Genomic DNA, 24066 nt, shown 5'->3' with positions numbered 1-24066 from the left:
ACTTATTTCTCGGTTTCGACCAGGCCCTTCACGAAGAGCCTCTGCATGACGATGACGACGAAGACCGGCGGTAGCATCGCCAGCATGGCGGTCGCCATCGCCAGCGGCCATTCGGTCAGCGCGTCGGAGGTGACGATCATCTTGCGGATGCCGATCACGATGGTCTGCATCGAGTCCTTCGTGGTGATCAGCAGCGGCCAGAGATACTGGTTCCAGCCATAGATGAACTGGATCACGAACAGCGCCGCGATCGTGGTGATCGAGAGCGGGATGACCGTGTCCTTGAAGAAGCGGAACGGCCCGGCACCGTCGATGCGCGACGCTTCCAGCAGTTCGTCGGGGATCGTCATGAAGAACTGTCGAAACAGCAGCGTGCCGGTCGCCGAGGCGATCAGCGGGACCGCGAGCCCCTGATAGGTGTCCAGCATGTTCAGGTCGGAGACGACCTTGAAGGTCGGGAAGATGCGCACCTCCACGGGCAGCATCAGCGTGACGAAGATGATCCAGAAGGCCGCCATCCGGAAGGGGAAGCGGTAATAGACCACCGCATAGGCCGACAGCACCGAAATCACGATCTTCCCGATCGCGATCGCCATCGCCATCACGAAGGAGTTCAGCATCATGCTGGCGACGGGTTCGCGGGTCGAGCCGGACGTGCCGACGAACAGGATCCGGTAGTAGTTGTCGAACAGGTAGGGCCCCGGGTAGAGCGGCAGCTGACCGTTGATGACCGTCGCATTGTCCCAGCTCGAGGCGACGAAGGTCAGCCACACCGGAAAGGCGACGATCAGCACGCCGATCGACAGGATGACATAGGCGATCGCATCGCCCAGGCGGCGGTCCTCGACCATCAGTAGCTCACCTTGCGCTCGATGAACTTGAACTGCACGGCGGTCATCGCGATCACCATGACCAGCAGTATGACCGACTGCGCCGCCGAGCCGCCCAGGTCCGAGCCGCCCTTGCCATCCGAATAGACCTTGTAGACGAGGGTCTCGGTCGCGCCCGAAGGCCCGCCGCCGGTCACCGTGTCGATGATGCCGAAGGTGTCGAAGAACACGTAGACGATGTTGACCACGAGCAGGAAGAAGGTCGTCGGCGACAGCAGCGGGAAGACGATCGTCCAGAAGCGCCGCATCGGCCGCGCCCCGTCGATCACGGCGGCCTCGATCACGCTCTTGGGGATCGACTGCAGCCCCGCCAGGAAGAACAGGAAATTGTAGCTGATCTGCTTCCAGGTCGCGGCCAGGATCACGAGCAGCATGGCGTCATTGCCGTTGAGGCGCGGGTTCCATGCGATCCCGAGCGACTGCAGGCCTCGGGCCAGCATGCCCAGCGAGGGATCGAACATGAACAGCCAGAGCACGCCCGCAATGGCCGGCGCGACCGCATAGGGCCAGATCAGAAGGGTCTTGAAGGCCTCTGCCCCGCGCAGTTGCCGATCGGCCATGACCGCGAACAGCAGCGCGATCGACAACGACAGGATGCAGACGAAGGTCGAGAAGATCGCCGTATTGACGAAGGCCTTGTAGTAGCCGGGGTTCGAGAACAGCGTGACGTAATTCTCGAACCAGACGAAATCGGTCGAGATGCCGAAAGCGTCCTGCAGCAGGAAGCTCTGCCAGACCGCCTGGCTCGCGGGCCAGTAGAAGAAGACGAGCGTGATCGCCAGCTGCGGCAGAAGCAGCAGAGCCGGCACCGTCAGCCCGCTGAAATAGGCGTTCTTCTGCATGGCGTGTCCGAAACGAACCGCCGCCCCGGGGAGGGGGCGGCGGCGATGGTGGTGGGAAACGGATCAGCGACCGGCCGTCCGCTCGAACTGGCGCAGCGTCTGGTTGCCACGCGCGGTGGCGGCGTCGAGCGCTGCCTTCGGGGTCTTCTGGCCGTTCAGGGCCGCTTCGATCTCCTCGGCCCAGATGTCGCGGATCTGCACCAGGCTGCCGAAGCGCACGCCGCGCGAATTGTCCGTCGGCGCCTTGTTGTTGAGCGAGAGCAGCGGCGTCTCGAGGAACGGCTTGTCCTTGTAGAAGCCCGACGCCTTGACCTTCTCATAAGCGGCCTTGGTGATCGGCAGATAGCCGGACTCGGTGTGCAGCTTCACCTGCCGGTCGACGTTGGAGAGGAAGGAGAAGAACTTGGCCACGCCCTTGTACTCGTCGGCCTTCTTGCCGCCCATCACCCACAACGAGGCGCCGCCGATGATCGAGTTCTGCGGCGCGCCCGCCGCATCGGGGTAGTACGGCATCGGCGCATTCGCCCATTCGAACTTGGCGTTGGCGCGGACATTGCCGAAGAAGGCCGAGGAGGTCAGGAAGATCGGGCATTCACCCGAGGTGAAACGACCCTCGCCGGTGTTGGTGCGGCCGGAATAGTCATAGGTCTTGTCCTTCTGCATCTCGACCAGATTGGTCAGGTGCTTCAGGAAGACGCCCTTGTTGAAGACGAATTCGGTGTCGAAGCCATCGAAGCCGTTGGACTTCGTGCCGACCGGCTCGTTGTGCCAGGCGCCGAGCTGCTCGATGTTGACCCAGGTCACCCAGCCATTCGAGAAGCCGCACTTGTCGTAGCCGGCGGCCTTGAGTTTCTTGGCGGCGTCGAACACCTCGGGCCAGGTCTTGGGCGGCGCGTCGGCGTTCAGCCCGGCCTTCTTGAAGGCGTCCTTGTTGTACCACATCACCGCGGAGGACGAGTTGAAGGGGAACGACAGCATCTCGCCCTTGGTCGTCGAATAGTAGCCGGTGATGGCTGGCAGATAGCTCTTCGGATCGAATGTTTCGCCGGCTTCCTTCATCAGGTCCTGGACCGGCTTGATGGCGCCCTTGGCGGACATCATCGTCGCGGTTCCGACCTCGAAGACCTGCATGATGTGCGGCGCATTGCCGGCGCGGAAGGCGGCGATGCCGGCGTTCAGCGTGTCGGCATAGGAGCCCTTATAGGCGGGGACGACCTTGAAGTCCTTCTGGGAGGCGTTGAATTCCTCGGCCAGCTTGACGACGACGTCGTTGTTGGCGCCGGTCATGGCGTGCCACCACTGGATCTCGGTCTGCGCCAGCGCAGGCGCGGCGCCGCCCAGCACGAAAGCCGCGACGGACATCAGGATGCGTGATTTCACTGTCATCTCTTTCTCCCTTCCGCCCTCGGTTCGCTTGGGCGGCTGTTCTTGTTGGTGCGCAAGCTAGCATGAAGGGCCGGCGACGTTTCAATGACAAAATGATGACGGACGCAAGCGCGCGTCCGGGCTGCTCCTGTGTGCAAGCCCTTGCGTAATCGTCCGGAAGGCGCTGTTCTCGCCGTCCCCTGCCCGCCTTCGATGGATCATCGCCATGCCGCGCCTGTCCCTGACGCCCGAACGGACCCTCCCCCAGGACGCACCGGCCGCGGCCCTGCTCGGGCGCATCTGGCGGCCTGATGTCGCAGGCCCCGCGATCGTCACGTTGCGCGACGGAATGGTCGTCGACATCACCCGCGCTTTTCCGACCAGCCGGGACCTCTGCGAGGCGCCCGGTCCCGCCGCCGCTTTGCGGGCCGCTCCGGGCGAGCCGGTCGCGACGCTCGCCGACATCCTCGCGAACACGCCGGTCGACGGCCGCGACCCCGCACGGCCCTGGCTGCTCTCGCCGCTCAACCTGCAGGTGGTCAAGGCCGCCGGCGTCACCTTCGCCGTCTCGATGCTGGAGCGCGTCATCGAGGAGAAGGCGCGTGGCAACCCCGCTGCCGCCGCCACGATCCGCGGCGAGATCGGCAAGCTGATCGGTGACGATCTCTCGAAGCTGAAGCCGGGTTCGCCCGAGGCGATGCACCTCAAGGAGGTGCTGATCAGGCAGGGCGCCTGGAGCCAGTATCTCGAGGTCGGCATCGGACCCGATGCCGAGATCTTCACCAAGGCGCCGCCGATGTCCTCGGTCGGCACCGGTTTCGACGCCGGGCTGCACCCGTCGTCGACCTGGAACAATCCCGAGCCCGAGATCGTGCTCGTCGTCGCCTCCGACGGCCGCATCGTCGGCGCCACGCTCGGCAACGACGTCAATCTGCGCGATGTCGAGGGCCGCTCGGCGCTCCTTCTGGGCAAGGCGAAGGACAACAACGCCGCCGCCGCGGTCGGCCCCTTCATCCGCCTCTTCGACGCCGGCTTCACGCTCGACCATGTCCGCAACACCACGGTCACGCTGACGGTCGAGGGCGAGGACGGCTTCACGCTGGAAGGCTCCTCCTCGATCGCGAAGATCAGCCGCGATCCCGCCGATCTTGCCGCGCAGATGATCGGTCCCCATCACCAGTACCCGGACGGGGCGGCGCTCTATCTCGGCACCATGTTCGCGCCGATCAAGGATCGCGACACAGCCGGAGGCGGCTTCACCCATAAATACGGTGACATCGTCACCATCGCGGCCCCGGAACTCGGGGCGCTGGTCAACCGGATGAAGCGCACCGACCATTGCGAGCCCTGGACCTTCGGCACCTCGCATCTGATGCGCAGCCTGGCCAAGCGCGGGCTGCTGTGAGCCCAGGCGAGATCCTCGTCGTCGGCGAGGCGATCGGCGATTTCATCCCGCGCGACCCAGAGGGTCTGCGCTACGAGGCCGTGCTCGGCGGCTCGGCCTTCAACGCGGCCATCGCGCTCGCCCGTTTCGGGGCGAGGCCGGCCTATGCCGGCGCGCTCTCGACGGATGCACTCGGCCGGCGCTTCCGCGCCGCGCTGGCGGCCGAGGGCATCGATAGGCGTTTCATCCAGGACAGCGCACGCCCGACCGCCGTGGCGATCGTCTCGCCGCTGGGGCCCGACGGCACGCCGGAATTCGCGCTTCATCTCGACGGCACGGCCCATGCGGAGGCGGCCCGCACCCCGCGGGCGATGCCGCACGGCGTGGTCCATCTCCACGCCTCCTCTTTCGGCGCCACCACCGGGCCCTCTGGGGAGGCCGCCGCGATCCTGGCGGCGAGCGCCCGCGCCTCTGGTGCCACCGTCAGCTACGACATCAACATCCGCGCCGCCGTCCTGCCCGGGCGAGAGCGGGCGCGTGAGTTGATCGAGGCCCGCATCGCCCAGGCCGACATCGTCAAGGCCAGCCTCGAGGATCTCGCCTGGCTCTATCCCGGGGAGCCGGTCGAGGGCGTGGTTTCGCGCTGGCGGGGATGGGGCGCGTCGCTCGTGCTCATCACGAGAGGCGCCGATGGCGCCGTCTGTCACGGTCCGGGGCCCCCTCTCACCGCGGCCGCCGCCCCCGTCGCGGTATCGGACACGATCGGGGCCGGCGACACCTTCATCGGCGGCTTCGTTGCCGTACTGGCGGCAAGGGGGCTGCTGGGACGCGGCTTCGCCGGGGCCGGCCGCGACGATCTTCAGGCGGCGCTCGACTTCGCCTGCGCAGTGGCGGCCGACAATTGCACCCGCCCCGGCTGCGATCCGCCGCGCCGCATCGCCGTCTGACGGGAGGTCCGATGCAGATCCGCTATCTCGACTATCACACCTGCGGCGAGCCGGTTCGCATCGTCACGGGGGGCTACCCCCTGCTCAGGGGTGCGACGATCCTGGAGAAGCGCCGCGACGCGCGCGAGAATCACGACCATCTGCGCCGGGCGATGATGCTGGAACCGCGCGGCCACGCCGGGATGTATGGCGTCATCCCCGTCGTGGCCGCTCACCCGGAGGCCGCCTTCGGCGTGCTCTTCACCCATAACGAGGGCTACTCGACCATGTGCGGCCACGCGACCATCGCGCTCGGCCGCTACGCGATCGAGCATGGGCTCGTGCCGGCGGTCGAACCGGTGACCCGCTTCTGCATCGAGGCCCCCTGCGGCCTGCTGCGGCTGGAATGTGCGGTGCGCGACGGCAAGGTGGGTAGCGTCGTCTTCGAGAGCGTGCCGGCCTTCGTCTTCGCCCGCGATCTCGTCGTCACCCTGCCGGGCTATGGCGAGGTCGTCACCGACATCGCCTATGGCGGCGCCTTCTACTGCATCCTCCCGGCCTCGCGCTTCGGGCTCGACCTGTTCGAGACGCCGGTCTCGGCCCTGACCGACGCGGCGGCTTCGCTGACCGACCATCTGCGCGCGAGCCTGCCGGTGACGCATCCGACCGAGCCCGAACTCGGCTTTCTCTACGGCACGATCATCACCGACGAGGCTCAAGCCGACGAGGAGAGCTTCAACCTCTGCATCTTCGCCGAGCGGCAGATCGACCGCTCCCCGACGGGCTCGGGCGTCACGGCGCGGATGGCGCTGGACCATGCCAAGGGCCTCGCCGAGACCGGCGCGACGCGCCACTTCCGCAGCATCACAGGCGGCACCTTCACCGGCCGCGTGGTGGGGGCAGCCGCAGGCTTCGCGGATGACGCTGTCACGGTTGCGGTCGGCGGCACGAGCCACTTCGCTGGCGAAGGAACCTTCACGATCGAGGAGGATGATCCGCTAGGCCATGGCTTTGCGCTGCCTGGGCGCTTTGCCGAAATCGCGCACAACTGACGTCGTGCGGGGCGCGGACGGCGCCCTCGTCGCAGCTCAGTCTGCGGCCGTCTGCCCGGCCTCCCAGCCGAGGATCGCGCGCTTGCGCGTCAGCCCCCAGTGATAGCCGGTCAGCGCGCCCGATTTCCCGATGACGCGATGGCACGGCACGACGAAGGAGATCGGGTTCTTGCCGACCGCCATGCCGACCGCCCGCGAAGCCGAGGGCTTCCCGATCCGGCTGGCGACGGCGCCATAGGTGGTGGCACGGCCGACCGGGATCCGCAGCAGCGTCTCCCAGACCCGGACCTCGAAATCCGTGCCGATCAGCACGACGCGCAGCGGCGTCTCCGCCGACCACGCTTTCGGATCGAAGATGCGTGCGGCATACGGCGCCGTCGCCTGCGGGTCGAAGCGGTACTCCGCATGCGGCCAGCGCCGCATCATGTCCGCCAGCGCCTCCGCCCGCCCGCCAACGACCTTGCCGCCGTCGAGCCCGTCCGAGACCCAGCCCAGCCCGGCCAGCCCGCGCGGCGTCGCGACGATGAGCGCCTCGCCGAAGGGGGACGGGTGGAAGCCATAGGCGAGGGCGAGCCCGCCGCCGCCGGCCTTCCATTCGCCGGGCGACATCGCCTCATGCGTCACGAAGAGATCGTGCAGCCGCCCCGGCCCCGACAGCCCGACGTCGAGTGCCGTGTCGAGCACGCTCGCGGAGGCGCCGAGCAGCCCCTTGGCATGGTCGAGCGTGATCGCCTGCAGGAAGGCCTTTGGGGTGAGCCCGCACCAGCGCCGGAACAGGTGGTGGATGTCGGTCGGCGTCGCACCGGCGGCTTCCGCGATCGCCTCGATCGACGGCTGGGCGCGCCAGTTCTCGGTGATATAGGCCAGCACGCGGCGCACCGTGTCATAGTCCGAGCCGGGTGCGACCGTCGGGAACGCGGCCGCCGCCGGCATCGCCTCGGCTGCGCGCGCCAGAACCGCATCGGAAAACCGGGTCCGCTTCATCGCGCCGAGCTTCTGCAGGGGAGCGTTCATCGCCGTCACCTTCGCATCTTCGATCATACGGTGACATTAGGGGCGCCCGAAGACGGTCTCCACCCGAAAGCTGGCAGGGCGAGCAGCCCGCAGAACGCTTCCGACATCAAAGCGCCGCGCCGAGATCGGGCAGCGTGATCATCAATGTCATCGGAGCCAGTGGCGACGGCTCGAACCCGACACGCTGGTAGAAGGCTTTGGCGTCTTCCGACAGCGCATGCACGAGGAGCCCTCGGATACCGATCAAATCGGCTGCATCCAGGACCCGCAGGCCGGCATCGCGTATAAGTGCCCGTCCCAACCCTTGTCCCTGAGCACCGATGTCGATGGCGAGACGGCCGAGGACGACGACGGGTATGGGGTCGGGCATGTTGCGGCGAAGGCGACCGGTCGCCATCGCCGCCGTGACGGCGCCCGACGCCAGCGCATAATAGGCGAGGGCGCGGGTTCCCTCGCAGGCGACAAAGGTCCGCGAAGCGCCGGTCATCTGATTCTTGAGCGCGCGTTGCCGCAGCCAGTCATCGAGTGTCGGGACGCCGCAGCGGAAGCCGGTGAGATCATGGCTGTCTGAGAGCGGCTCTGGCGCCGAGATCACGGCTTGTCCCAGGGGGCAGGGGTTTGCATCGTCTTGCGCAGCCGTTCGTTCGGATCGGGCTGCTGGTCGAGCCTGGCCAGGAACTGTGCGTATGCTTCAGGGCTGACGGTGAGGACGACCTGACTGAGCAGGGCCTCTTCGGCGGCCAATCGTGCGGCGTCCAGAATGAAGTCCGTACGGTTCTTGCCCTGGCTCTGGGCTGCCCGGTCGATCAGGCCGCGCTCCTCGGGTTTGATGCGGATGTTGAGCGTCTCGCGCTTCGGTGATGCCGTCGCAGTCGTCATGACAGTCCTCCGGATCGGAGAGCTATCCTACGGCGCCGCAATGACGTTGTCATTACCGCTATTGTGGCAGGCGCTCGTAATCCGGCCCGCGCCGCGCCGTCGCCAGCGCCCGGCCGAGCGCGTCGGCAAAGCCCTCGCGTTCGCCCGGCGACAAAGCGGCTGCAACGGCGACCCGCCGGCCGCGCGACACCAGGTCGAGCCCGAGCAGGCCGTAATCCTCGTCGGTCTGGCGCTCCAGCTTCGTCCAGGCCGGATTCGAGCGCCAGACGGCCTCCTGCCCGTGATGCGACACCTTCCGCAGCCGCACCTCGAGCGGTGTGACGACGACGCGCTCGAAGGCGCGTGCATGCCGGAAATTCACCTGGAAGGCGATGAACAGCGCGACGACGTCCAGCCCCATGAAGCCCGCCACCGGCCAGGCGCCGAGCACCATGAAGGGGATCGAGGAGGCGATGGCGGCGATGCAGACCAGCGTCATCACGATGCGAAAGGCGTTGCGGTTGAGCGAGCGATGCGGCGTGATCGTGGCGTCGAAGACCGGCCGCTCGGCCCGCGCCAAGGCGTCCTCATCCGCTGCGGTGGCATGGCGCTTGCCGAGGTCCATGGCGCGACTATAACGCCCGCATGACGCCAGAGAACAGGGCCAAGCGCCGCGCCCCGGCCGCGCCGCGGATCACGAAGCCGCGCGCCAGGAGCGCCGCTGGCGTGCGCGAGATCTTCGCGCGCTTCGAGGCCGCCAATCCCGAGCCCAAGGGCGAGCTCGACTACGTCAATCCCTTCACCCTGCTGGTCGCGGTCGTGCTCTCGGCACAGGCGACCGATGTCGGCGTCAACAAGGCGACGCGCAAGCTGTTCGCGATCGCCGACACGCCAGAGAAGATGCTCGCGCTCGGCGAGGACGTGGTGCGCGACCATGTCCGCACCATCGGGCTGTTCCGCACCAAGGCCAAGAACGTGATCGCGCTCTGCGAGAAGCTCATTGCGCAGTTCGGCGGCGAGGTGCCGACGACGCGCGAGGCGCTGGAGAGCCTGCCGGGCGTCGGCCGCAAGACGGCCAATGTCGTGCTCAACATCGCCTTCGGCGCGATCACCCACGCCGTCGACACCCATGTCTTCCGCGTCGCCAACCGGCTGCGGATCGCGCCGGGCAAGAATGTGCTGCAGGTCGAGATGGGGCTGGAGAAGGCCGTGCCGGCGGAATTCGGCCGCCATGCCCATCATTGGCTCATCCTGCACGGCCGCTACACCTGCAAGGCCCAGCGCCCCGAATGCGGGCGCTGCCTCCTCAACGATCTCTGCGACTTCCCCGACAAGAGGGTCGCTTGACGCTCGTCCCGCGATAGGTTCACCTCTTGGGCTCAGGCGCTCCGGACGCTGACGAAGCGATCCCAGAAGAGAGCGCAAGGTCAGAGGAAACGCGGGAGATCTCCATGTTCAGACAGATGTTGTTTGCTGCCGGTGCCGCTTTGGCGGTTTCGGCTTTTTCGTTGCCGGCGCTGGCCCAGGCCAAGGGCCCGATCATCGGCGTGAGTTGGTCCAATTTCCAGGAAGAGCGCTGGAAGACCGACGAGGCCGCGATCAAGTCGGCGATCGAGAAGGTCGGCGGCACCTATCTCTCCGCCGACGCGCAATCGTCGCCGGCCAAGCAGCTCACCGATGTCGAGAGCCTGATCGCACGCGGCGCCAAGGCGCTGATCGTGCTGGCGCAGGATGCCCAGGCGATCCGGCCCGCCGTCCAGAAGGCCGTCGACGAGGGCATCGCGGTCGTCGGCTATGACCGGCTGATCGAGATCCCACAGGCCTTCTACCTGACCTTCGACAATGTCGAGGTCGGGCGCATGATGGCGCGCGAGATCCTCAAGGCCAAGCCGGAGGGCAACTACGTTTTCATCAAAGGGTCGTCGACCGATCCCAATGCCAATTTCCTCTACCAGGGCTCGATCGAGGTTCTCAAGCCCGCGCTCGACAGCGGCAAGATCAAGAATGTCGGCGAGGCCTCGACCGATGGCTGGCTGCCGGCCAATGCCCAGAAGAACATGGAGCAGATACTGACGCGCAACGCCAACAAGGTCGATGCCGTGATCGCCGCCAATGACGGTACGGCGGGCGGCGCCATTGCCGCCATGGCCGCGCAGGGCCTGGCCGGCTCGGTGCCGGTCTCCGGGCAGGACGCCGACCGCGCCGCGCTGAACCGGATCGCGCTGGGCACGCAGACGGTGACGATCTGGAAGGATGCGCGCGATCTCGGGCGCACAGCCGCCGAAATCGCGATCAAGCTCGCAGGCGGCGCCAAGCTGACCGAGATCGCGGGCGCCGCAAGCTGGAATCAGGGTCCGGCCAAGCAGGCCATGACGGCCTTGTTCCTCAAGCCGGTGCCGGTGACGCAGGAGAATCTCAAGGTCGTGATCGACGCCGGCTGGGCGCCGAAATCGGCCGTCTGCCAGGGCGTCGCGGCCGGCAAGGTCAAGGCTTGTGACTGACGTCGCGCCGGCTCCGGCCAAGCCGGGACCGAGCAGCAGGGGCCTGGCCGACCATCTGCGCGAGATCGAGTTCGATCCGCGCATGATCGGCATGATCGCCGCACTGGCGGCGATCTGGCTCGGCTTCGACGCGTTGTCCGGCGGCGCCTTCCTGTCGCCGCGCAACCTCTGGAACCTGCTGGTCCAGTCGGCTTCCATATCGGTGATGGCCTGCGGCATGGTGCTGGTCATCGTCACCCGCAACATCGACCTGTCCGTCGGTTCGATGCTGGGCTTCATCGGCATGGTCGTCGGGCTGATCCAGGTCCGGCTGCTGCCGGAGGTCTGGGGCTTCGAGCATCCCGCGACCTGGATCCTCAGCCTCCTCGCCGCGGTGGCGCTCGGCGGCGTCATCGGCCTGATGCAGGGCGCGCTGATCGCTTGGCTCGCCATTCCCTCCTTCATCGTCACGCTGGGCGGGCTTCTCGTCTGGCGCGGCGCCGCCTGGTGGGTGACGCAGGGCCAGACCATCGCGCCGATGGATTCGCGCTTCCGCCCGCTCGGCGGCGGCATCGAGGGAGCGATCGGCACCAGCGCCTCCTGGGCGATCGGCCTGGCGATCTGCGCCGTTATTGCCGGCGGCAGCGTCGTCGCGCGCCGCCGGCGCCGGCGTTTCGGCTTCTCGCTGCGCCCGCTCTGGGCCGATCTCGTCATCGCCGCTCTGGGCTGCGGCGCGGTGGTCGCGACCGTGATGGTCGCCAATGCCTATGCGCTGCCGACGGGGATCGCGCGCCGACTGACCGAGGCCCGCGGGCAGGTCTGGCCGGAAGGCGGGCTCGTCATCGGCCATGGGCTGGCCGTGCCGGTGCTGCTGGCGCTGGCCGTCGGCGTCGCCATCACCTTTCTGGCGACGCGGCTGCGCTTCGGCCGCTATGTCTTTGCCATCGGCGGCAATCCCGAAGCGGCGCAACTGTCCGGCGTCAACACCCGCAAGGTGGTGATGCTGGTCTATGGGTTGATGGGCGCGCTCGTCGGCATCTCCGCCTGCATCGCGACGGCGCGGCTGAACGCGGCGACGAACTCCGCCGGCGCGCTCGACGAGCTTTACGTCATCGCCGCGGCCGTGATCGGGGGCACCTCGCTCGCCGGCGGCGTCGGCACCATCGCAGGCGCGATGCTCGGCGCGCTGGTGATGCAGTCGCTGCAGTCGGGCATGGTGCTGATCGGCGTCGACACGCCGCTCCAGAACATCGTCGTCGGCCTCGTGCTGGTCGTCGCAGTCTGGCTCGATGGCCTCTATCGCAAGCGGTTCGGGTGAGCGCCATGGACATCGCCAGCCCTCTCGTCGAGATGCGGGAGATTTCGATCGCCTTCGGCGGCATCAAGGCGGTCGACGCGGTCAGCGTCGATCTGCATCCCGGCGAGGTCGTTGGCCTTCTCGGGCACAACGGCGCCGGAAAATCGACCCTGATCAAGATTCTGTCGGGCGCCTACCGGGCCGATTCCGGCGAGATCCGGGTCAATGGCGAGCCGGTCTCGATCGCCAGCCCGCGCGACGCCAAGCGCCATGGCATCGAGACGATCTACCAGACGCTCGCGCTCGCCGACAATGTCGACGCCGCCGCCAACATCTTCCTCGGGCGCGAATTGCTGACGCCCTGGCGAACGCTCGACGATGCGACGATGGAGGCCGAGACCCGCAAGGTCATGGGCCGGCTCAACCCGCATTTCCGCCGCTTCAAGGAGCCGGTGAAGGCGCTCTCTGGCGGTCAGCGCCAATCGGTGGCGATCGCCAGGGCGATCTATTTCAACGCCCGCGTGCTGATCATGGACGAGCCGACGGCGGCGCTAGGGCCCGCCGAAACCCGGCAGGTCGCCGAGCTGATCCTCGAGCTCAAGCGCCAGGGCATCGGCATCTTCCTGATCAGCCATGACCTGCACGACGTTTTCGATCTCGCCGACCGCGTCAGCGTGATGAAGAACGGCCGTGTCGTCGGCAATGCCCGAACGAGCGACGTCACCCAGGATGAGGTCCTGGGCATGATCATCTCGGGGAAATGCCCGGCCGGGGCTGTGCCCGGGCCCGGCGCGCTGCGTGGATAGGACACGCCGTGTCGACGCCTGCACGTTGCGAGGGCCGGAATGCGGGCGCTGCCTCCAGTTCGATTTCTGCGATTCGCCTGACAAGCGCCTCGCCTGAGCGGTCGTCTACTGGCTGGTCGTGGTGCAGGCGCCGTTGACGCAGGTCGTTGTCACCGTCTTGCAGACGCCGTTCACGCATTCGCGCCGGGACTGGCTCGTGGTCCGGCCCTGCGGCTGGGTCGACTGCGTCGGGATCGTCAGCGACGGCGCCGGCCGCATCGGCGTCGGCTGGATGCGCGTCGGCTGGAAGGTCGTGCTGGGGATCCGTATCGTCGGCGTCATCGGCAGCGGCGAGGGGCGCGGGGGGCCGGGCGGGTCGACGCGGCCGCGGATCGCGGCGGCCATCGCAGCGTCGGCCCGGCGCTGGTCGGCCCTGTCGCGCGCCTCGGCCTGGAGATCGGCATCGGGAACCGGCTGGCCCAGCCGTGCCAGAGCCTCCGCAGCCTGCAGGCTGCCCCAGCGCGCGCCTTGCGTGTAGTAGAACAAATACACGTTCTCCTCCTTCGGGAAGCCGGCGATCCCGAGTTCATGGCAGCGCCCGGTGGCGAACAGGTTCGAGCCGGAGTTGGGAGCGAGCGACTTCGCGGCCGCGCACCATTCCGGCGAATAGGCCGGAGACGAGGCGAGCGTCAGCTGCGGCGTCGCCTGGCAGGCCCCGAGCAGGGCGGCCACGACGAGAACGGCGGTGAGGCGGGGACGAGGCAGGCTGGAGAAGCGGGTCACGGGCAGGTCTCGCGAAGCGTCTCCGAGAATGTCTAGCGCTCGCCATGCGGCAGGCAAGGTCCAAAATCTGCAACGATCGCCTCATGCGGCCTTGGGCGGCGGCCGATCCCGGCGCGTCCTGGCGCGAGCGCTGCGATCCGATCCCGCGCCATCATCGCGCCCGCATCGGGTGACACGACGGCCGCAGACATGACGGCGGCCTGGCCGTTCGCGCACCCCGAAAGGTTCGACATGACGACGACAGCGATGGACATTCTCAGCCCCGGCCATGTGGCGGTCGTCACGGGCGCCGCCTCCGGCATCGGTCTGGCCGCAGCCCGCGCCTTCGTCCACCGCGGCATGAACGTCGTGCTCGCCGATCGCGACGAGACCACGCTCGCTCTGGCGATGGCGGAATTCGCGGGCGCCGAGGCGTCCGTACTCGCGCGGCCGGTCGACGTCTCGGATCGCGGTGCGCTGGAGACGCTGCGCGACGAGGTGATGGGCCGCTTCGGGGCCGTGCATCTGCTGATGAACAATGCCGGCATCCAGCCCGGCAGCGCCCTGTTCTCGCCCGTCGAGGACTGGCAGCGCATCCTCGCGGTCAATCTCTGGGGCATCATCAACGGCACCCAGGTCTTCGTGCCGGCCATGCTGGAGAGCGGCCAGCCCGGCATCGTCGTCAACACCGGCTCGAAGCAGGGCATCACCACCCCGCCGGGAGACCCAGCCTACAATGTCTCGAAGGCGGCGGTGAAGGCCTTCACCGAGGCCCTGCAGCACGATCTGCGCGGTCGCGCCGGCTGCCGGATCAGCGCCCATCTGCTGATCCCCGGCTTCGTCTTCACGCGCCTGACGGCGAAGGGCCGGCTCGACCAGCCGGACGGCGCCTGGACGCCCGACCAAACGGTCGCCTTCATGCTCGAACGCATCGAGGACGGCGACTTCTACATCCTTTGCCCCGACAACGAGACGCCGCGCGCGCTCGACGAGAAGCGCATGGCCTGGGCGATGGGCGACATCATCGAGAACCGACCGCCGCTGTCGCGCTGGCACCCGGACCACGCCGAGGCGTTCAAGACCTTCCTGACGCGCGACCGCTAACGTGTCTCAGTAACCCCGGGCGGGATCGACGACGTGTTCCAGCGGCTCGCCGGCCTCGAGCCGGCGGATCTGCGCGGCGATCAGTGTCGCGATCGCCTCCGGCTCCGACATCGCCGCATTGTGCGGCGTGACGGTAACGGCCGGATGCGACCAGAGCGGCGAGTCGCTCGGCAGCGGCTCGGTCTCGAAGACGTCGAGGGTCGCACCCTTCAGCGTGCCGGCCTCCAGCGCGGCCAGAATGTCGGCCTCGACCTGAAGTCCGCCGCGGCCGGCATTGATCAGGAACGGTCCGCCGAGGCGGCCGCCCTGGGCCAGCCCGGCGAGCAGCTTGGCGTCGATCAGGCCACGCGTGTCCGGCGTCAGCGGCAGCAGGCTGACAAGGATGTCGGTGCGCGCCAGGAAGTCCACCATGCCGTCGCTGCCGGCGAAGGTCGCGAGACCGTCGATCGTCTTAGGGGAACGGCTCCAGCCGGCGACATCGAAACCCATCACCTGGAGCTTGCGGGCGGCGTCCTGCCCGAGCTCGCCGAGCCCCATGATGCCGACGCGCACCGAGCGCGCGGCGGGCTGGTTGCGATCGTCGTCCCAGATCGTCTCGCGCTGCTGCCTGTCGTAGCGCGGCTGCTGGCGCAGATAGCGCAGGCAGTGCAGCACGACATATTCGCTCATCCGCGTCGTCAGGTCGGGATCGACCACGCGCGCGATCGGCACCTCCGGCAGACGCGTATCGGCGAAGAGATGGTCGACACCGGCGCCGAGCGAGAAGACAGCCGCGAGGTTCGGCAGGCCCGACAGGCTGCCCTCGGGATGTTTCCAGCTCGCGACGTAATGCACCGAGCGCCGGTCGAAGGGTTCGCCCAGGATCACCACCGGCATGTCCGGCAGCAGCGCCGCGAAGCGCGCGCGCCAATCCTCGACATGCCATCCCGTCATCGCCAGCAGCAGGCTCATGCGTTCGTACTCTCCGTGATCCGTTCGGCGATCAGCGCACCGCGCCGCGGCGCACCCTCTCCCAGGCGATAGGCCTCGCGCAAGCGCCTCTCGGCCATGGCATAGCCGGCCTCGTCGCGTGCATGAACGATGCCGAGCGGCCGGTCGGGGCCGACCGCCTCGCCGAGGCCTGCGAGATCGACGAGGCCGACGGCATGGTCGATCGCATCCTGCGGCCGCGTCCGCCCGCCGCCCAGCGCCACCACCGCCAGCCCGACGCCGCGCGTGTCGATCGCCTGGACGAGGCCGGGCGCGGTCGGAAAGACCGGCCGCACGATCGGCGCCCGGGCGAGATGGCGCTCCGGCCTCTCCAGCAGATCCGCCGGCCCGCCCAGCGCCGCGATCATCTTCGCGAACCTCTCAGCCGCCGCCCCGCTGGCGAAAGCCGCCTCGATCTTCGCTGTCGCGTCGTCGATGTCGGCGGCGAGCCGCCCGAGCAGCAGCATCTCGGCGCCGAGCGCGACCGTGACCGCGTGGAATCGCGGCTCGCGCCGTATCCCGCTCAGATGGTCGAGCGCGTAAGCAACTTCGAGCGCATTGCCGGCCGCGCTCGCCAGCGGCTGGTCCATGTCGGTCAGCAGCGCCGTCGTCGGCAGGCCGGCCCCGTTGGCGACGCCGACCAGAGCATCGGCGAGCGCGCGCGCCTTCATGGGATCGGGCAGGAAGGCGCCCGAGCCGAATTTCACGTCCATCGCCAGCCCGTGCAGCCCGGCGGCGAGCTTCTTCGACAGGATCGAGGCCGTGATGAGCGGGATCGCCTCGACCGTCGCAGTGACGTCGCGGATGGCGTAGAGTCGCTTGTCGGCGGGGGCGAGATCGGCGGTCTGGCCGATGATGGCGCAACCCTGCTCGCGCACCACCTTGCGGAAGAGATCGTTGTCGGGCTGCGTGACATAGCCCGGCACCGCATCGAGCTTGTCGAGCGTGCCGCCGGTATGGCCGAGGCCCCGTCCCGAGATCATCGGCACATAGCCGCCGCAGGCCGCCACCGCCGCCGCCAGCGGCAGGCTGACCGTATCGCCGACGCCGCCGGTTCGAGTGCTTGTCGAGCGCGGGGCCTGGCAGATCGTCCCAGTTCAGCACCGTGCCGGAGTCCCGCATCGCGAGGGTGAGTGCGACGCGCTCCCTGGCGCTCATGTCGCGGAAGAACACCGCCATGGCGAAGGCGGCGGCCTGCCCCTCGCTGACGCCGCCGTCGCTGATGCCGGCGATGATCTGGCGGATGTCGGCCTCGGGCAGCTCGGCGCCGTCGCGCTTGGCCGCGATGATTTCCTGCGTCAGCTTCATCTCAGTAGGACCCGCTCGCGGTGCCCGATGCCCCGCCCGCGATCGCGTCGACCAGCACCTGATGCAGCCCGCTCGCGCCGAAGCGGAAGGTCTCGGGCGTTGCCCAGCCCGGCCCCATGATGGCGTCGGCCAGTTCCAGATAGCCCGCGGCATCCGCGAGCGTGCGAATGCCGCCCGAGGGCTTCAGCCCGACCGGTTGCCCAGCCGCCGCGATCACCTCCAGCATCGTCCGGGCCGCCGGGAGGCTCGCCGAATGCGCGGTTTTGCCGGTCGAGGTCTTGATGAAGTCGGCCCCGGCCGCGATGGCGAGTTCGGAGGCGGCGCGGACCTTGTCCAGATCGGGATACTCGCCGGTTTCGAGGATGACCTTCAGCCGCTTGTCGCCGCACGCCTCCTTCACGGCACCGACCATGGCCTCGGCCCCCGCCGCGTCGCCGGCCAGAAAAGCGCGCCAGGGCAGGACGAGGTCGATCTCGTCGGCTCCCGCCGCGACCGCGCCCTGCGTCTCAGCCAGGACCTCGGCGCCCGTCGCCTCGCCCTGCGGGAAATTCACGACCGTCGCGATCCTGACGGGCGCTCTCCCCAGCATCGTGCGCGCCTGCGCCACGAAGCGCGGCCAGATGCAGATCGCCGCGACCGGTACGGGTTCCCCGACCGCGCGCGCGCAGAGCGCAGCCAGTCCCGCCTCGTCGGCATTGTCGGAGAGATCGGTGAGGTTGAGCAGGGACAAAGCCCGCCGCGCGGTCGCGAGGGTGGAGGCCGACATCACAGGCTCCTCAGGAAAGCGCGCAGCAGGCGGGCGAGGTCGGCCGCCGCCCGGCCGGCCACGTCCTTGGTCTCGTCGTGATGCGGCGCCCCGCCATGCAGGCCCGCGCCCATATTGGTGACGATCGACAGCCCCGCGACGCGCAAGCCTTGCCGCCGCGCCAGGATGACCTCGGGCACGGTCGACATGCCCACCAGATCGGCGCCCATCACCTGCGCCATCCGGATCTCGGCCGGCGTCTCGAAGCTCGGGCCGGAGAACCACATATAGACGCCCTCGCCCAGCGACAGCCCTTCGGCCGCCGCGGCGCGCGCCAGGCCCGCCCGAAGCGACGGGTCATAGGCGTCGACCATCGGCACGAAGCGCCCGTCGCCGGCGTCGCCGACGAGCGGGTTCGGCCCGTTCAGATTGATGTGGTCGGTGATGACAGCGAGGCTGCCCGGCGGCATCTGCGGCTTCAGCGAGCCGGCGGCATTGGTCAGGATCAGCGGCGGCGCCCCGAGCTCGCAGAGCATGCCGAGCGGCACCCGCATCACCGCGGGGTCGCCGCCCTCATAGTAATGCGCCCGGCCCTGATAGATCAGCACCGTCTTGCCCTCGAGACGGCCGATGCAGAGCTGCCGCGCATGGCCGGAGACGCCGCCCGCGGGAAAGCCGGGGATCGCGGCATAGGGAATGCGGATCGCATCCCCGAGCTGGTCGGCCAGTCCGCCGAGCCCTGTGCCGAGCACGATGGCGCAGTCGATCGGGGCCGTCGCGCCATGGGCGCGGACGGCTTGCGCGGCTTCGGTGAAGGCAGTGTCGGTGCTCATTCCGTTACAGTCCAGTTCAGCCCTCATCCTGAGGAGCCGCGTAGCGGCGTCTCGAAGGATGGTCCAGTGCGCTCCGAAGCATCCTTCGAGACGCGGCCGCCCGTCACCGGCGCAGATTGTCCGGTCCGAAGGAGGCGGGCAACAGCTCCGCCAGCGAGAACATCTGGCGGATGCCGCCGGGCCCCGCGATCGCGACGGGCGTCTCCGGCGCGGCGAATTCGCGGATGCGCTGGCGGCAGGCGCCGCAGGGCGTCACCAGTTCCTCGCCGTCGCCGACGACGAGGATCGCGCGAATGCGTCGGCCGCCCCCGGCGATCATCGCCGAGATCGCGCCCTGTTCGGCGCAGCTTCCGGACGGATAGGCGGCGTTCTCGACATTGCAGCCGGGATAGACGACGCCGTCGTCGCCGAGGATCGCGGCGCCGACGCGAAAGCGCGAATAGGGGGCATAGGCGAAGGTCTGCACCCGCGCGGCGGCCGCAAACAGCGCCTCGAAATCGATCGCCTCGGTGCTTCCGGCCATGGCTCAGCGCTCCTTCACATAAGGCAGGCCGGCGGCCTTGGGCGGCGTCGACCTGCCGATGAAGCCGGCGAGCAGGATCACCGTCATCAGATAGGGCAGCGCCTGGATCGCCTGCACCGGCACCTGCCCGATACCGGGCAGCGCCACGCCCTGCAAACGGATCGCGACCGCGTCGAGCCCGCCGAAGAGCAGGCAGGCCCAGAGCGCCGGCCAGGGCCGCCAATTCGCGAAGATCACGGCGGCGAGCGCGATGAAGCCCTTGCCGGCGGTCATATGCGGCAGGAAGCCGGCCGATTGCGAGACCGCGAGATAGGTGCCGCCCAGCCCGCACAGCACGCCGCAGATGATCACGGCGCTGTAGCGCAGCCCGGCCACCGAGATGCCGGCGGTATCGACAGCCGCCGGGTTCTCGCCGACGGCGCGCAGCCGCAGGCCGAAGCGGGTGCGCTTCAGCACCAGCGCCGTGAGAACGACCGCCAACAGCGCGAGATAGGCCGGCGCGGACTGGCCCGAGATCACCTCGTCATAGATCAGGCCGAGTCCCGGGACCTGTTCCCCCAGCGTCTGCGCGAAGGGCAGGGTGATCTCGCCGAAGCGCGCGGCGCCCTCCAGCGTCGGCGTGCGCCCGCCCTGGCCGAACCAGGCATTGCCGAGGATCACGGTCAGCCCCGCCGCCAGCATGTTGATGGCGACGCCGGAGACGATCTGGTTGCCGCGCCAGGTGATCGCGGCAAAGCCGTGGACCAGCGACAGCATCACCGAGGCGAGGATGCCGGCGCCGAGCCCCGCCCAGGCCGAGCCGCTCTGCGCGGCGATGACGGCGGCGGCGAAGGCGGCGACCAGCATCTTGCCCTCGAGCCCGATGTCGACGACCCCGGCCCGCTCCGACCAGAGGCCCGCCATGGCCGCGCAGAGCAGCGGCACCGAGAGGCGGATCGCGGAGTCGAGGACGACGGCGAGGGTGGCGATTGCGTCCATGGTCAGGCTGTCCGTCCCGGCCGCAGCAACGCCGCCACCGCCCGCCGGAACAGCCCGTCGAGCGCGCCGGCGAAGAGGATGATGACCCCGCCGATCACCACCACCATGTCGCGGGTGATGCTCGGCTTGTCGAAGGAGAGTTCCGCCCCGCCCTGGTAGAGCACGCCGAAGAGCAGCGCCGCCAGCGCCACGCCGACCGGGTGCCCGCGCCCCATCAGCGCCACCGCGATGCCCACAAAGCCGTAGCCGGCGGTGAAATCGAGCAGCAGCCGGTGCTGCACGCCCATCACCTCGTTGACCGCGAGCCCGCCGGCGAGCGCCCCCGAGATCGCCATGGCGACCATGGTGATGCGCGCGGGCGAGATGCCGGCGTAAGTCGCGGCCCTCGGATTGGCGCCGACGGTGCGGATCGCATAGCCCAGCCGCGAGCGGAAGATCAGTGCCCAGACGGCGACGAGCGCGGCGAGCGCCAGCAGGAAGGCGCTGTTCAGCGGCGTCGAGGGCAGGGTGATGCCCAGCGGCGCCAGCAGCTTGTGCATGGGGGTCAGGACCGCATGGGCGGCGAATTCCGGCGTCTCCGGCTGCATCGAACCGGGTTTGCCGATAACTTCGACGAGCAGATAGACGGTCAGCGTCGCCGCCAGGAAATTGAACATGATCGTGGTGATCACGACATGGCTGCCGCGCGTGGCCTGGAGCCAGCCGGGGATGAAGCCGTAGAGCGCGCCGCCCGCCGCCGCCGCCAGGATCGCGAGCGGGACCAGGAGCAGGCCGGGCAGCGGGGCGAGCCACAGGCAGGCCAGCGCGGCGAAGATGCCGGCGATCGTCGCCTGGCCCTCGCCGCCGATGTTGAACAGCCCGGCATGGAAGGCGACGGCCACGGCGAGCCCGGTGAAGATGAAGTTCGTCGTGTAGTAGAGCGTAAAGCCGATGCCCTCGGCCGACCCGAGCGCGCCGCGCAAGAGCAGCGCGGTCGCCTCCAGCGGGCTCTCGCCGATGCCGATGACGACGAGCCCGGAGACGGCCAGCGCCGCCGCGACGGAAACCAGCGGCACCAGCGCCGTATCGGCCCAGCGCGGCAATTCGATGGGGGCGGCGCTCATGGGCGACCCGCCGCTTCGACGTCTAAGCGCGGGAGCCCCTCCCCCTTGTGGGGAGGGGTGGGGGTGGGGGTGGTTCCGCTCGGCGCGCGCTCATCATGCGGGACGACCCCCATCCCTCTCCCTTCCCCACAAGGGGGAAGGGAAGAGCCCGTCTCGCGAAGGCTTGTGCCTGCCATCACGCCGCCTGCTCCGTCACGCCGGCCATCAGCAGCCCGAGATCGCGCTCGTCGGCCTCGCCGGCCACGCGTTCGCCGGTGATGCGCCCACCGCACATCGCGAGAATCCGGTCCGACAGCGCCATCACCTCCTCGAGCTCGACCGAGACGAGCAGGATCGCGACGCCCGAATCGCACAGGGCGATCAGCCGGCGGTGGATGGCTTCAATCGCGCCGATATCGACCCCACGCGTCGGCTGGCCCACCAGCAGCACCTTCGGCGCCCGCTCGATCTCGCGGGCGAGCACGATCTTCTGCTGGTTGCCGCCCGAGAATTTCGCGGTTTTCAGGCCCGGATCCGGCGGGCGCACGTCATAGGCCGCGAAGGTCTCGCGCGCCCGAGCGGCGATCGTCGCCGGTGACAGAAAAGGACCGGGCCCCAGCACCGGATCGTCCTGATAGCCGAGGATCGCGTTCTCCGCGGCGGGAAATGCGGTGACGAGCCCGGTGCGCAGCCGGTCCTCCGGCACATGCATCAAGCCGAGCTTGCGCAGCCGCGCCGGATTGCGGTCGGCCGAGGTCAGGACCTGGCCGTTCAGCCGGATGACGCCGCGCGAGGGTTGGGCCAGGCCGGCCAGCACCTCGAGCAACTCGCTCTGGCCGTTGCCCGCAACGCCGGCGATGCCGACGATCTCGCCTTCATGCAGGGTCAGGTCTATCCCTGAGAGCAGCGCCACGCCGCGCGAATCGACGATGTCGAGCCCGACCGCCTCGAGCACCTTCGCCCCGCGCGGCCGCGCCTCCTTTTCGACGCGCAGCAGCACGCGCCGGCCGACCATCGCCTCGGCGATCTCCGGCGGCGAGGTCTCAGCCGTCGCCAGATGCGCAACCATCTCGCCGCGCCGCATCACCGAGACCCGGTCCGTGATCGCCATGATCTCGCGCAGCTTGTGGGTGATCAGGATGACCGTCTTGCCCTGCTCCCGCAGCGCCCGCAGCAGGGCAAAGAGCTGGTCGGCCTCCGGCGGCGTCAGCACGGCCGTGGGCTCGTCGAGGATCAGGATCTGAGCCCCGCGATACAGCGCCTTGAGAATTTCGACGCGCTGCTGCAGCCCGACCGAAAGGTCGCCGACGATCGCGTCCGGGTCGATCGCCAGCCCATACTGGTCCGACAGCCGCGCCAGTTCGGCCCGCGCGCGCTTGACGCCGCTGCTGAGCCAGGCGCCGCCCTCGGCCCCGAGCACGACGTTCTCGACGACGCTCAGCGTCTCCACCAGCATGAAGTGCTGGTGGACCATGCCGATGCCGAGCGCGATCGCGTCCGCCGGGGTGCGGATGCGGCAGACCTGGCCGTCGACCGCGATCTCGCCCGCATCGGCCTCGTAGAAGCCATAGAGGATCGACATCAGCGTCGACTTGCCGGCGCCGTTCTCGCCGACGATGCCGTGGATCGAGCCGGGCGCCACCGAGAGCGACACGTCGCGATTGGCCTGGACGGGGCCGAAGCGTTTCGAGATGCCGGTCAGTGCGATGGCGGGGGTGTTCATGGTGCGGTCGGCGCGACGCAACCCCCTCCCCACGGGGGGAGGGGGAACGGTCGGGCCGCCTTACGCCGCGCACTTCGAGTCCGACATGTAGTCGTGGACCTTCACAGCGCCGCTGATGATGTCGGCGCGGGCCTTGTCGGCGGCGGCCTTCAACTCGGGCGTGATCAGCGCCTTGTTGGCGTCGTCCAGCGCCCAGCCGACGCCGTCCTCCTTCAGGCCCAGCACCGAGATGCCCGCCTTCCAGTTGCCGTCGCGGGCCGCCTTGAACGACGAATAGGCGGCGACGTCGACGCGCTTGAGCATCGAGGTCAGCACCTTGCCGGGCTGCAGGCTGTTCTGGTTTGAATCGACGCCGATGCCGAGCTTGCCGGCGTCGGCCGCCGCGCGCAGCACGCCGATGCCGGTGCCGCCGGCGGCGTGGTAGATCACGTCGGCGCCGCGGTCGATCTGCGACTTGGCGAGCTCGCCGCCCTTGACCGGGTCGTTCCAGGCGGCCGGCGTCGAGCCGGTCATGTTCTGGAAGATCTCGGCGTCCTTCTTGGCCGCCTTGACGCCCTGGACATAGCCGCAGGCGAACTTCCGGATCAGCGGGATGTCCATGCCGCCGACGAAGCCGACCTTGCCGGATTTGGACGCCATGCCGGCGAGCAGGCCGACGAGATAGGAGCCCTCATGCTCCTTGAAGACGACCGACTGCACGTTCGGCAGATCGACGACCATGTCGATGATCGTGAATTTCAGCGCCGGGAACTCGGCCGCGACCTTCTGCAGCGCGGTCGCCTGCGAGAAGCCCACCGCGATGATCGGCGAATGGCCGTCGCGGGCGAAGCGGCGCAGTGCCTGCTCGATCTGGGCGTCGTTGGTCGGCTCGAAGTCGCGGAACGCGACCCCTGTCTCGGCCTTGAACTTCTCCGCGCCCGCGAGGACGCCCTCATTGAAGGATTTGTCGAACTTGCCGCCCTTGTCGTAGACGATGGCCGGCTTCACCACGGTCTGCGCCATCGCGACGACGGCCGAGAGGGCGACGCCGGCCAGCGCCAGCGCGAGCGATTTGAGCTGCATGCGAGATCCCCTGTCGATGGATGGGGGCGTTGGTCGCCCCGTCTGGCTGTCACGATGGCATGGCTTTCAGGCGCGGCCAAGCGG

The 24066-nt window shown here is 68.8% G+C and carries 24 protein-coding genes and 1 pseudogene; 8 read left to right on the top strand and 17 right to left on the bottom strand.

What is annotated here, in order from left to right:
* Positions 1 to 2: 2 nt before the first annotated feature.
* The 3 genes from ugpE to ugpB all read right to left on the bottom strand — a co-directional run bounded on the left by ugpE (position 3) and on the right by ugpB (position 3118).
* A complete protein-coding gene (gene ugpE, locus SJY11_RS01745; protein WP_326912327.1) occupies positions 3 to 851 on the bottom strand; it encodes a sn-glycerol-3-phosphate ABC transporter permease UgpE in 849 nt (282 codons plus the stop codon).
* Entirely contained in the window at positions 851 to 1732 is an 882-nt protein-coding gene (gene ugpA, locus SJY11_RS01740) for a sn-glycerol-3-phosphate ABC transporter permease UgpA (protein WP_326912326.1), read from the bottom strand. Before ugpA ends, ugpE begins: the two co-directional genes overlap by 1 nt.
* Before the next feature lie 63 nt (positions 1733 to 1795).
* Positions 1796 to 3118 (bottom strand): sn-glycerol-3-phosphate ABC transporter substrate-binding protein UgpB, encoded by a 1323-nt coding sequence (gene ugpB, locus SJY11_RS01735; protein ID WP_376984755.1) that lies wholly within the window; start codon positions 3116 to 3118, stop codon positions 1796 to 1798.
* A 205-nt stretch (positions 3119 to 3323) separates the two neighbouring features.
* On the opposite strand from ugpB, the gene SJY11_RS01730 reads away from it, so the two are divergent.
* Genes SJY11_RS01730 through SJY11_RS01720 form a run of 3 tightly spaced genes read left to right on the top strand, consistent with a single transcriptional unit; the run spans position 3324 to position 6459 of the window.
* Positions 3324 to 4502, top strand: a complete 1179-nt coding sequence (locus SJY11_RS01730) for a fumarylacetoacetate hydrolase family protein (RefSeq protein ID WP_376984754.1) — start codon at positions 3324 to 3326, stop codon at positions 4500 to 4502.
* On the top strand, positions 4499 to 5428 hold the full coding sequence (locus SJY11_RS01725; protein WP_376984753.1) for a carbohydrate kinase family protein: 930 nt from the start codon (positions 4499 to 4501) through the stop codon (positions 5426 to 5428). Before SJY11_RS01730 ends, SJY11_RS01725 begins: the two co-directional genes overlap by 4 nt.
* Positions 5429 to 5439: 11 nt before the next feature.
* Complete coding sequence (locus SJY11_RS01720; RefSeq protein ID WP_376984752.1) at positions 5440 to 6459, top strand: proline racemase family protein; 1020 nt, start codon at positions 5440 to 5442, stop codon at positions 6457 to 6459.
* Between the two features lie 36 nt (positions 6460 to 6495).
* Here SJY11_RS01720 and SJY11_RS01715 read toward each other — a convergent pair whose 3' ends face one another.
* The 4 genes from SJY11_RS01715 to SJY11_RS01700 all read right to left on the bottom strand — a co-directional run bounded on the left by SJY11_RS01715 (position 6496) and on the right by SJY11_RS01700 (position 8956).
* Entirely contained in the window at positions 6496 to 7392 is an 897-nt protein-coding gene (locus SJY11_RS01715; protein ID WP_376989229.1) for a methylated-DNA--[protein]-cysteine S-methyltransferase, read from the bottom strand.
* Between the two features lie 187 nt (positions 7393 to 7579).
* On the bottom strand, positions 7580 to 7960 hold the full coding sequence (locus SJY11_RS01710) for a GNAT family N-acetyltransferase (RefSeq protein ID WP_376984751.1): 381 nt from the start codon (positions 7958 to 7960) through the stop codon (positions 7580 to 7582).
* A 104-nt stretch (positions 7961 to 8064) separates the two neighbouring features.
* On the bottom strand, positions 8065 to 8352 hold the full coding sequence (locus SJY11_RS01705; RefSeq protein ID WP_376984750.1) for a type II toxin-antitoxin system TacA family antitoxin: 288 nt from the start codon (positions 8350 to 8352) through the stop codon (positions 8065 to 8067).
* Between the two features lie 58 nt (positions 8353 to 8410).
* Positions 8411 to 8956 (bottom strand): DUF2244 domain-containing protein, encoded by a 546-nt coding sequence (locus SJY11_RS01700; RefSeq protein WP_376984749.1) that lies wholly within the window; start codon positions 8954 to 8956, stop codon positions 8411 to 8413.
* A 20-nt stretch (positions 8957 to 8976) separates the two neighbouring features.
* On the opposite strand from SJY11_RS01700, the gene nth reads away from it, so the two are divergent.
* The 4 genes from nth to SJY11_RS01680 all read left to right on the top strand — a co-directional run bounded on the left by nth (position 8977) and on the right by SJY11_RS01680 (position 12914).
* Positions 8977 to 9678 carry an endonuclease III gene (gene nth / locus SJY11_RS01695; RefSeq protein ID WP_376984747.1) on the top strand — a complete coding sequence of 234 codons (702 nt, stop codon included), beginning with the start codon at positions 8977 to 8979 and terminating at the stop codon, positions 9676 to 9678.
* 116 nt (positions 9679 to 9794) lie between these two features.
* Entirely contained in the window at positions 9795 to 10832 is a 1038-nt protein-coding gene (xylF, locus tag SJY11_RS01690) for a D-xylose ABC transporter substrate-binding protein (RefSeq protein WP_376989228.1), read from the top strand.
* The gene (locus SJY11_RS01685) at positions 10825 to 12129 is read left to right on the top strand and encodes a sugar ABC transporter permease (protein WP_465247432.1); all 1305 of its coding nucleotides are present in this window, start codon (positions 10825 to 10827) and stop codon (positions 12127 to 12129) included. The genes xylF and SJY11_RS01685 overlap by 8 nt, the downstream gene beginning before the upstream one ends.
* Positions 12130 to 12134: 5 nt before the next feature.
* Positions 12135 to 12914, top strand: coding sequence for an ATP-binding cassette domain-containing protein (locus SJY11_RS01680; protein ID WP_324132666.1), 780 nt, complete (start codon positions 12135 to 12137; stop codon positions 12912 to 12914).
* Between the two features lie 105 nt (positions 12915 to 13019).
* On the opposite strand, the gene SJY11_RS01675 is transcribed toward SJY11_RS01680, so the two are convergent.
* Positions 13020 to 13676: a hypothetical protein gene (locus SJY11_RS01675; protein WP_376984746.1), complete on the bottom strand. Its 657-nt coding sequence runs from the start codon at positions 13674 to 13676 to the stop codon at positions 13020 to 13022.
* A gap of 231 nt (positions 13677 to 13907) precedes the next feature.
* On the opposite strand from SJY11_RS01675, the gene SJY11_RS01670 reads away from it, so the two are divergent.
* Complete coding sequence (locus SJY11_RS01670; RefSeq protein WP_376984745.1) at positions 13908 to 14759, top strand: SDR family NAD(P)-dependent oxidoreductase; 852 nt, start codon at positions 13908 to 13910, stop codon at positions 14757 to 14759.
* Positions 14760 to 14765: 6 nt separating this feature from the next.
* Here the strand turns inward: SJY11_RS01670 and SJY11_RS01665 are convergent, their stop codons facing one another.
* The 9 genes and pseudogenes from SJY11_RS01665 to SJY11_RS01625 form a co-directional block, all read right to left on the bottom strand.
* Positions 14766 to 15710: a 2-hydroxyacid dehydrogenase gene (locus tag SJY11_RS01665; protein ID WP_376984744.1), complete on the bottom strand. Its 945-nt coding sequence runs from the start codon at positions 15708 to 15710 to the stop codon at positions 14766 to 14768.
* Positions 15707 to 17036: pseudogene (gene deoA, locus SJY11_RS01660) on the bottom strand (thymidine phosphorylase). Before deoA ends, SJY11_RS01665 begins: the two are co-directional and overlap by 4 nt.
* Position 17037: 1 nt before the next feature.
* Positions 17038 to 17802 (bottom strand): deoxyribose-phosphate aldolase, encoded by a 765-nt coding sequence (gene deoC, locus SJY11_RS01655; protein WP_376984743.1) that lies wholly within the window; start codon positions 17800 to 17802, stop codon positions 17038 to 17040.
* Positions 17802 to 18614 carry a purine-nucleoside phosphorylase gene (locus SJY11_RS01650; RefSeq protein WP_376984742.1) on the bottom strand — a complete coding sequence of 271 codons (813 nt, stop codon included), beginning with the start codon at positions 18612 to 18614 and terminating at the stop codon, positions 17802 to 17804. The genes deoC and SJY11_RS01650 overlap by 1 nt, the downstream gene beginning before the upstream one ends.
* Before the next feature lie 103 nt (positions 18615 to 18717).
* On the bottom strand, positions 18718 to 19137 hold the full coding sequence (locus SJY11_RS01645) for a cytidine deaminase (protein WP_376984741.1): 420 nt from the start codon (positions 19135 to 19137) through the stop codon (positions 18718 to 18720).
* A gap of 3 nt (positions 19138 to 19140) precedes the next feature.
* Positions 19141 to 20115: an ABC transporter permease gene (locus tag SJY11_RS01640; protein ID WP_376984740.1), complete on the bottom strand. Its 975-nt coding sequence runs from the start codon at positions 20113 to 20115 to the stop codon at positions 19141 to 19143.
* Positions 20116 to 20117: 2 nt separating this feature from the next.
* Complete coding sequence (locus SJY11_RS01635) at positions 20118 to 21218, bottom strand: ABC transporter permease (RefSeq protein ID WP_376984739.1); 1101 nt, start codon at positions 21216 to 21218, stop codon at positions 20118 to 20120.
* A gap of 175 nt (positions 21219 to 21393) precedes the next feature.
* Complete coding sequence (locus SJY11_RS01630) at positions 21394 to 22920, bottom strand: ABC transporter ATP-binding protein (protein WP_376984738.1); 1527 nt, start codon at positions 22918 to 22920, stop codon at positions 21394 to 21396.
* A 60-nt stretch (positions 22921 to 22980) separates the two neighbouring features.
* The gene (locus SJY11_RS01625; protein WP_376984736.1) at positions 22981 to 23982 is read right to left on the bottom strand and encodes a BMP family lipoprotein; all 1002 of its coding nucleotides are present in this window, start codon (positions 23980 to 23982) and stop codon (positions 22981 to 22983) included.
* Between the last annotated feature and the right edge of the window lie 84 nt (positions 23983 to 24066).

The sequence above is a fragment of the Allobosea sp. R86505 genome (assembly GCF_042466375.1).
Lineage (GTDB): Bacteria > Pseudomonadota > Alphaproteobacteria > Rhizobiales > Beijerinckiaceae > Allobosea.
This window is presented reverse-complemented; position numbering and strand designations above follow the sequence as displayed.

Excerpts from the sequence above, each read along its gene's own strand:
- SJY11_RS01720 (WP_376984752.1), top strand. The coding sequence starts at position 5,440 with ATGCAGATCCGCTATCTCGACTATCACACCTGCGGCGAGCCGGTTCGC.
- SJY11_RS01670 (WP_376984745.1), top strand. The coding sequence starts at position 13,908 with ATGACGACGACAGCGATGGACATTCTCAGCCCCGGCCATGTGGCGGTC.
- ugpE (WP_326912327.1), bottom strand. The coding sequence starts at position 851 with ATGGTCGAGGACCGCCGCCTGGGCGATGCGATCGCCTATGTCATCCTG.
- SJY11_RS01625 (WP_376984736.1), bottom strand. The coding sequence starts at position 23,982 with ATGCAGCTCAAATCGCTCGCGCTGGCGCTGGCCGGCGTCGCCCTCTCG.
- SJY11_RS01640 (WP_376984740.1), bottom strand. The coding sequence starts at position 20,115 with ATGGACGCAATCGCCACCCTCGCCGTCGTCCTCGACTCCGCGATCCGC.
- nth (WP_376984747.1), top strand. The coding sequence starts at position 8,977 with ATGACGCCAGAGAACAGGGCCAAGCGCCGCGCCCCGGCCGCGCCGCGG.
- SJY11_RS01730 (WP_376984754.1), top strand. The coding sequence starts at position 3,324 with ATGCCGCGCCTGTCCCTGACGCCCGAACGGACCCTCCCCCAGGACGCA.
- SJY11_RS01635 (WP_376984739.1), bottom strand. The coding sequence starts at position 21,218 with ATGAGCGCCGCCCCCATCGAATTGCCGCGCTGGGCCGATACGGCGCTG.
- SJY11_RS01710 (WP_376984751.1), bottom strand. The coding sequence starts at position 7,960 with ATGACCGGCGCTTCGCGGACCTTTGTCGCCTGCGAGGGAACCCGCGCC.
- ugpB (WP_376984755.1), bottom strand. The coding sequence starts at position 3,118 with ATGACAGTGAAATCACGCATCCTGATGTCCGTCGCGGCTTTCGTGCTG.
- deoC (WP_376984743.1), bottom strand. The coding sequence starts at position 17,802 with ATGTCGGCCTCCACCCTCGCGACCGCGCGGCGGGCTTTGTCCCTGCTC.
- SJY11_RS01700 (WP_376984749.1), bottom strand. The coding sequence starts at position 8,956 with ATGGACCTCGGCAAGCGCCATGCCACCGCAGCGGATGAGGACGCCTTG.
- ugpA (WP_326912326.1), bottom strand. The coding sequence starts at position 1,732 with ATGCAGAAGAACGCCTATTTCAGCGGGCTGACGGTGCCGGCTCTGCTG.
- xylF (WP_376989228.1), top strand. The coding sequence starts at position 9,795 with ATGTTGTTTGCTGCCGGTGCCGCTTTGGCGGTTTCGGCTTTTTCGTTG.
- SJY11_RS01665 (WP_376984744.1), bottom strand. The coding sequence starts at position 15,710 with ATGAGCCTGCTGCTGGCGATGACGGGATGGCATGTCGAGGATTGGCGC.
- SJY11_RS01705 (WP_376984750.1), bottom strand. The coding sequence starts at position 8,352 with ATGACGACTGCGACGGCATCACCGAAGCGCGAGACGCTCAACATCCGC.
- SJY11_RS01645 (WP_376984741.1), bottom strand. The coding sequence starts at position 19,137 with ATGGCCGGAAGCACCGAGGCGATCGATTTCGAGGCGCTGTTTGCGGCC.
- SJY11_RS01715 (WP_376989229.1), bottom strand. The coding sequence starts at position 7,392 with ATGCCGGCGGCGGCCGCGTTCCCGACGGTCGCACCCGGCTCGGACTAT.
- SJY11_RS01630 (WP_376984738.1), bottom strand. The coding sequence starts at position 22,920 with ATGAACACCCCCGCCATCGCACTGACCGGCATCTCGAAACGCTTCGGC.
- SJY11_RS01650 (WP_376984742.1), bottom strand. The coding sequence starts at position 18,614 with ATGAGCACCGACACTGCCTTCACCGAAGCCGCGCAAGCCGTCCGCGCC.
- SJY11_RS01680 (WP_324132666.1), top strand. The coding sequence starts at position 12,135 with ATGGACATCGCCAGCCCTCTCGTCGAGATGCGGGAGATTTCGATCGCC.